The 7,063-nt window shown below is 49.6% G+C and carries 3 protein-coding genes; all 3 read right to left on the bottom strand.

Features of this window, described 5'->3' with window-relative positions; genetic code table 11:
• Positions 1-133: 133 nt before the first annotated feature.
• From MKY23_RS24490 to MKY23_RS24500, 3 genes are read right to left on the bottom strand one after another with little or no spacing between them, the layout of a single operon-like run.
• Positions 134-1,867, bottom strand: coding sequence for an ABC transporter ATP-binding protein (locus tag MKY23_RS24490; RefSeq protein ID WP_339832864.1), 1,734 nt, complete (start codon positions 1,865-1,867; stop codon positions 134-136).
• On the bottom strand, positions 1,864-3,693 hold the full coding sequence (locus MKY23_RS24495) for an ABC transporter ATP-binding protein (protein ID WP_339832866.1): 1,830 nt from the start codon (positions 3,691-3,693) through the stop codon (positions 1,864-1,866). The genes MKY23_RS24490 and MKY23_RS24495 overlap by 4 nt, the downstream gene beginning before the upstream one ends.
• Complete coding sequence (locus MKY23_RS24500; protein WP_339832868.1) at positions 3,683-6,991, bottom strand: amino acid adenylation domain-containing protein; 3,309 nt, start codon at positions 6,989-6,991, stop codon at positions 3,683-3,685. Before MKY23_RS24500 ends, MKY23_RS24495 begins: the two co-directional genes overlap by 11 nt.
• Between the last annotated feature and the right edge of the window lie 72 nt (positions 6,992-7,063).

Raw genomic sequence — 7,063 nt, forward strand, 5'->3', positions numbered from 1 at the left:
GCTGTTATCCCCAGATTTTTTTGATCCATTTCTAAAGGGAAAATCCGGTGATAAAGGCGAGCGCTTCGCTTTTCCAGGTTTTTTCTGTCCTCTCCGTTTTTGTGTAAAAAATAGTTCAACTTATATAAATCAGCTAACTGTAAAGCCGGGCGTAATAACCTTCGAGCGCGAGCAGATCCTGATGCCGGCCCCGCTCAACGACTGTCCCTTGGTTCATAACCGTAATCAAATCTGCATGTTCCACGGTGCTGAGACGGTGCGCGATCAGAATAGTCGTACGCCCCTTCATCAGTACGTTCAGAGCCTGCTGTACCCAATGCTGGGATTCGTTATCCAGTGCAGAGGTTGCTTCGTCCAGCAGGAGAATTGGTGCATTCTTAAGAATCGCCCGCGCAATCGCAATGCGTTGCCTTTGTCCGCCTGACAACGATGCGCCTCTCTCTCCAACCGACGTTTGATACTGCTCAGGAAGTTCCTGAATAAAATGATGAGCGTATGCCGCCTTGGCAGCTTCGACAACTTCTTCATCCGTGGCTTCCGGCTTGCCATAGCGAATATTTTCCTCAATCGTACCTGCAAACAAGAACGGCTCCTGCGGAACATAAGCAATCTGCCTGCGGATTTCCTCCAGTGTGTAATGGCCAAACGCTTTGCCTTGGAGCAGGATTTCTCCACTGTCCACCGGATAAAAGCCGAGCAACAGCTTGATCAGCGTACTTTTGCCGCTACCGCTGGCTCCCACAATTGCTGCGACCTGGCCGGGAAACACCTTCAAGGACATGCCTTCAATCACCTTTTTATCCATCTGATAGGAAAATTCCACATCGCGAAACTCCACCGCAGCATCCGAAAAATGTTTACTATCTGGAGATCCTAGTCGCTCTGGTTCCTCTTCCTCTGCAAGTACCTCTTGAATCCGGTGAGCCCCCGCGAGCGAATTCTGAGTCATGGACAGAACCATCCCCAGGTTCAATAAAGCGTGCGTCAGATTCACTTGCAAAACCGCCAGGGCAGCAACACTCCCCATTCCCATAAGTCCATAGGCATAGAGAAGACTACCGATGACGATAATGCCACAGAACGTGACGTAGCTAATAAAATGATTCACCGCAGCCTGCATGCCGTTTTTCTGTGCAGTTTGCCGAAGCGTCTGAGTCATCTGTTCGTTCAACGTCTCATACTGGCTATAAATCGAACGGATACGAAACAGTTTCACCATCTGAATGCCGCCCATGAAATCTTTGAATTTTTCAGTCATTTTACCAAGCGTTTGCAATCCTTGTTCGGACAAGACACGAATATCTCGTGCAAATTTCAGGCTGACCGCGGAGGACAATAGCAGAATGACAAAAGATACGCCAGCAAACCGCCAATCGATCAACACCATGGAAACAATAGAACCGATGCAAAAAACAACTTGTAACAACAGAACGAAGTAAACCTGTGAAAATGTAAACTCAACTGTCGTTACGTCGTTGTTCACCCGCGACAACAAGTCCCCGTGGTGCGTTTGCTCCAGGAATCTCGGACGTACTCGGCACAGTTTGTTATAAAGACGCTCGCGGATGTTCAGTACAGTCAGCTCGACACTCCGCTGGTACAAGTAAATGAACCAGGGCGAAATGATATTTTCCAGAAACAGCGCCGTGCCCAAAATGATAAAAGCATTCACCATCAGGGACGTATCTCGGGACACGGCGAAATCAACCAAGTTATGTACAACCAAACTGAAGGCAATCAGAAACAATGTCTGGGTGAGCGCCGTTACAGCCAGGCCGGTGGCGTACTGAGTTTTTTGCTTGCGGTTCATAAATGTCAGCAAATAGCCAAGTTCTTTAACTTGCAAGATCCATCCGCCCTTTTTCATGTGTGCGCCACCTCCCTGCGTTCGGCGGACTCGGTAAACTCCTGGTAGTAAGACTGGGCATACAGCCCATTCATCCCCAGTAATTGTTCATGAGTGCCCTTCTCCACAATATTTCCCTGTTCCATGACCCAAATCTCGTCGACACTTTGTACCGTAGAAAGTCGGTGAGCAATAACCATCGTTGTTCTCTGTTTCATCAATACACCCAGAGCTTTCTGAACCGCACTTTCCGACTCCGGATCAAGGGCCGACGTAGGCTCGTCCAACAACAGCACGGGAGCATCCTTTAAAAAGGCCCGAGCCATGGCGATACGCTGACGCTGTCCGCCGGACAAAAATCCTCCGCGCTCTCCGACATACGTCTGGTATCCATCAGAGAGCTGCATAATGAAGGAATGCGCCTGAGCAACTTTGGCAGCTTCAATAATCGCGTCCATCGATGCTCCCTCCTGCCCGTAGCCAATATTTTCGGCAATCGTCCCGCTAAACAAATACGAATCCTGAGTGACCACGGAGAAATGTGACCGCAGTTGCTCCGGATCGGCACCATCAATCTGGCTGCCAAACACGCGGATTTCGCCTTCGCCTTTCTCCGGTAGCGGATAAAAGCCGCAAACCAGCTTAAACACCGTGCTCTTCCCTCCGCCGCTCGCCCCGACAAGAGCAATCGTCTTACCTTCCGGTACCGAGAAGCTAACATTCCGCAGGATCGGAGAGTGATCTTCATATCCGAAGGTCACGTTCTTGAATTCAATAGGAGCTGCGTTTGCTTTCGGAATTAAACGACCATTTTCTGTTTCGGTTGGTTGCTCAACGATGTCGGAAACCCTTCTCAAGGCACCGGCCATTTCGAACGTACGCGTGATAAGCTCGGGAATATGTTCCAGCGGTTCCAGACACAGATTCAGCAAGTATAAGAAGGCTACAAGTTCTCCAGCGCCTAACTGCCCTTGATAGATCAAATAACTTCCGTAACTGACTGCAAAAATGATCGGACTGATCATCAGTGTAGAAAGCAACGGGTTGACCCAGGCTTCCCGCTTTTTTACCGCCAGTTTTTTTTGAGCTGTCAATTGCAGCAACACTTGGTAGGATCGAGATAACATCCCGGATAACAGGTAGCTTTTTACAACAGGCATCCCCCCGAGCGTATCCTGGAGGTTAACGTTCATTCGACCCATATTGGTCTGAGCTTCCTCCGTCAACCGCTCCAATTGCTTGCCAATCCACTGAGAAACCAGCAAGGCTACCGGAAATAACAGCAGACTGTACAGCATCAGCTCCCATTGGAGGTAGATCAAATATGCGAAACAGCCAATGAACAATAGCGGATGATAGAACCACTGGGCAAAATCCCGCATCATAAACTGCTGGATGAGCTGCAGATCATTATTGATCCGTGACAGCATGTCACCCGAGTGCTGTTTTTCCAAATCGGAGACCCGAAGTTTACCGATATGACGCATGACATCGTTACGGACATCCTGAACCGCAGAGGCACTGCTTCGCTCCACGCCGAAACTCATGAAAAACTTCGCAGGTACACCGATCAGGATGACCACAAAGACCGCATACACGATCTGTAACACAATTGGCCCTGCCCCTTTCTCGGCCTGCGTGGTCAGTTGCTCGATCAGACTTCCCGTCCATATCTCAATGACGGCCGCAGCAATGGAGGACAATATACCGACGATCATCCAGCCCTTGTGACGGCCTACATAAGACATCAGCCAGCGAAACGCTTTCCATGTGGCGTAAGCGGTGTGACGCTTGGAAGGTTCGGCTGTGACTTGTTCTCGAACGAATGGTTGCCGCTCAGCTTCCATGCAGTACTCCAGCCTCCGCCTCAATCTGCCGCTTAACTTGCTCTAAAATATCCCGGATGACGACGGCCGTTTCGTCCACACGCACAAGCTCTAATAGTTCTTCATGCGCGCCTTCCAAACGATAGTCGGTGTAAGCTTGCCTTGTCGCACGCCTCCAGGATGGCAATTGGTGCTCCAGACGAAACGCCTCGCTGTCCTTCGCAATCAATTCATAAATCCGGGCCGAGATCGTTCCAGAATTAATAAGCTGTGCCTCGTACATCAAGGTCGCTTTAACCTTACGATGAACCCGCTCCCGTACGAGTGAGTTACTCATTAATTCCTTCTCTTCTTCGTCAAAATCGGCAAGCATTTCTTCAAGCTCTTTCTCTGACGTTTCAGCAGGCGTCAGCGTTTCCTTAATCCACGAGTCCACCATAAGCACGTCCGTTACGACATGCCCTCTTTTTTCCATCACTTTAGCTACCTCAAACGTCAGGTTGCCTCCAAAGCAATAACCGAGTAACACGTAGGGCCCTTCTGGCTGGATGCGAACAATCTCATCCACATAGCGGTTCAGCATGGACTCGTAATCGGTGGCATCGTCAATAAAATCAATACCGTAGAGTATGAATCGTCCATCGAGCCTACTTGCGAGTTCCCGGTAACCTATGCCGAAGCCGCTACCGGGAGGGAAGCAAAACACGTTAAGATCACCTGTTTTATTCAACTTAATGAAAGAGTCTCCCCCTTGATCTAGCCCCATATCTCCCTCTCCAAAAGCCATGGCTTCAACGGTGAAATGATGGAACTCGCGGTTCAGCGGGATCTCAATTCCTGTTTCATCGTAAACAGCTTGAACGAGCCTCATCAGGCTTAACGAATTGCCTCCAAGTTCAAAAAAGTTATCCTTTACGCCAACCTGCGGAACGGCAAGCGTATCTTGCCATACACGGGCGATTTTCATCTCAAGCAACGTTCTCGGCGCGACATATTCGGCTTCCCTGGCCGCGGTTTCCCCTGGCGCTGGCAATGCTTTGCGGTCAATTTTCCCGTTCGAGGTCAGCGGCATCTGCGGAAGCTGAACGAAGTGAGAAGGAATCATATACCCCGGAAGTTGCTTGGAGAGTTCCTCCTTAAGTTCATGCGCGGAAAACCTGGTTTCTGCGACGTAATACGCAACAAGAAGCTTATTACCGTTCGCGTCGTCGCGATCAAGCACTTTGGCCTCCTGCACAGCTTCAATCTTCAGCATCTGGTTCTCGATCTCATCCAACTCGATCCGGTATCCACGAATTTTCACCTGATGGTCGATCCGGCCCAGATATTCGATATTGCCGTCTGGCAACCAAGTCGCCAAATCGCCCGTGCGGTACAGTTTCTCCCCCTTTACAAACGGGGAATTGACGAACTTCTCTTCTGTCAAGTCCGGACGGTTCAGGTATCCTCTCGCAAGGCCTTCCCCGGCAACGAACATTTCACCCGCTACACCAATTGGAACGGGTTGGCGGTTTTCATCCAGAACATACACACGAAGCGTGGGGATAGGCTTGCCGATATTACTCTTCGCCGCCTCTATTTCGGTCCACGTAATTTCCTTATATGTCACATGAACGGTCGTTTCCGTAATGCCGTACATGTTGATCAGCTTTGTCTCCGGGTACTTCGTCTTGTAACCCTTGAGTAATAACGGACTGAGCGCTTCGCCTCCGAAGATGACGTTACGAATCCGTAGATGATATGCATGATCGACCAAGACCTTACGGAGCAACTGGTAAAAATACGTTGGCGTCTGATTCAAAATCGTAACTTGTTCGCGGCTTAGCAGCGCCAGAAAATCAGCGGGACTTTTCGCCGTCAGCGGTGGTACGATGACCAGCTTACCTCCATTCAGCAACGCTCCGTACATTTCCCAAACAGAAAAATCAAAGCAAAAGGAGTGGAACAGTGTCCATGTGTCGGCTGGCCCAAAATCGAACAAGTTCTTGTCGTTAAACAGAAGGCGCACGACATTTTTATGCTCAATTAGCGTTCCTTTAGGTTTACCGGTCGTTCCTGACGTGTAGATAACATAGGCCAAGTTCCCTGATCCAGATATCGGTTCTAAGTTTGAAGAGTCCAGTGTACCTTCGGAGCCGAGTCCATTCTCTTCCCAAACAAAAAGATCTAATTCAAGCCGAGTCCCTGCGAAATCGGTCTTTTCATGCAAATGCTTTTGAATCAGTAATAACGGTGCGCCTGAATCTTCAATCATGAATCGGATGCGCTCCTCTGGATAATCGGGATCGATAGGCACGTAAGCCCCGCCGGCTTTGAGAATCGCTAGGATGCCAACAACCATATCAATCGAGCGTTCGGCTAGAATCGCGACCAGTTGATCGGCTTTGACTCCTGTCTCCCGCAACTTCCGCGCAAGGCGGTTGGATCGTTCGTTTAATTCGCGGTAAGTCAACTGCGCTTCATTCATGATAACGGCTACGTTATTCGGGTAAAGCACTGCCCGTTCTTCAAATAAGCCGTGAATGGTTTGCCCACGTTCAAATCCGGTTTCGGTGTCATTAAATTGATTCAGGAGCGTTTCCCTCTCATCTGGAGACAGTACGTCGGCTTGTCCAATCTCCAGATCGGGCTGAAATAAAAGTAAGGATAGTAGCCGAACCAAATGGTCGGCAGCCTGTTCCACAAACGCATGCTCATACCGCTGCCCGTCATAACTTATCTCCAACTTGATCGAGCTGTCTTCGCGGTCGAAGCGAAAAATCATATCGTTCACCATTCGGTTGCCCAGCGGTTCAGGATGAATCGGGGCGAAGGAGACCACAGTATTAATGACTGGGAAGCCGTCCTTCGTGTAACCCAGATGGAGCGGCTCCACCATTTTCCGAAAAGGCAGGTGCTGATGCTCCAATGCCTCGCCGATGGAGGTTTTAATTCCTCCAAGTAACGTTTTAAGCGTCGTCTGATGGCTTACAGCCGTTTTGATGACCAGGATTTCATGCGACGTCGGCATCTCATGCGCTTCTGCATGATAAGAAGGCATACCGACCAGTACTTGACCCTGCCCTGTATATTTGAAAAGCAGGCCTTTTACTCCTGCCAAAGCAACCATGTATATCGCCAAATCGGAACCACTCGCTAGGCCAATAATTCTCTCCGAGAGCTCGCTTGGCAGAGTGCGGTGAATCAAGCCCGGCTTGGCCTGGACTTCCCCACTTGCAGATAATTTGGAGGATTGACTGTAAGGAAGGAAGCTCAGGCTATCACCGGCATCCAACTTGCTGCTCCAGTATCGTTCTTCCTTTTCAAATAAAGATTTCATGGATACCTCCCCTAAAATGAAGTGACCGCATGCCCTGCGCAGATCCCAAAACGTTTGTTTTCGGATCTGTGC

The organism is Paenibacillus sp. FSL R7-0272 (genome assembly GCF_037969905.1).
GTDB classification, from domain to species: domain Bacteria; phylum Bacillota; class Bacilli; order Paenibacillales; family Paenibacillaceae; genus Paenibacillus; species Paenibacillus polysaccharolyticus.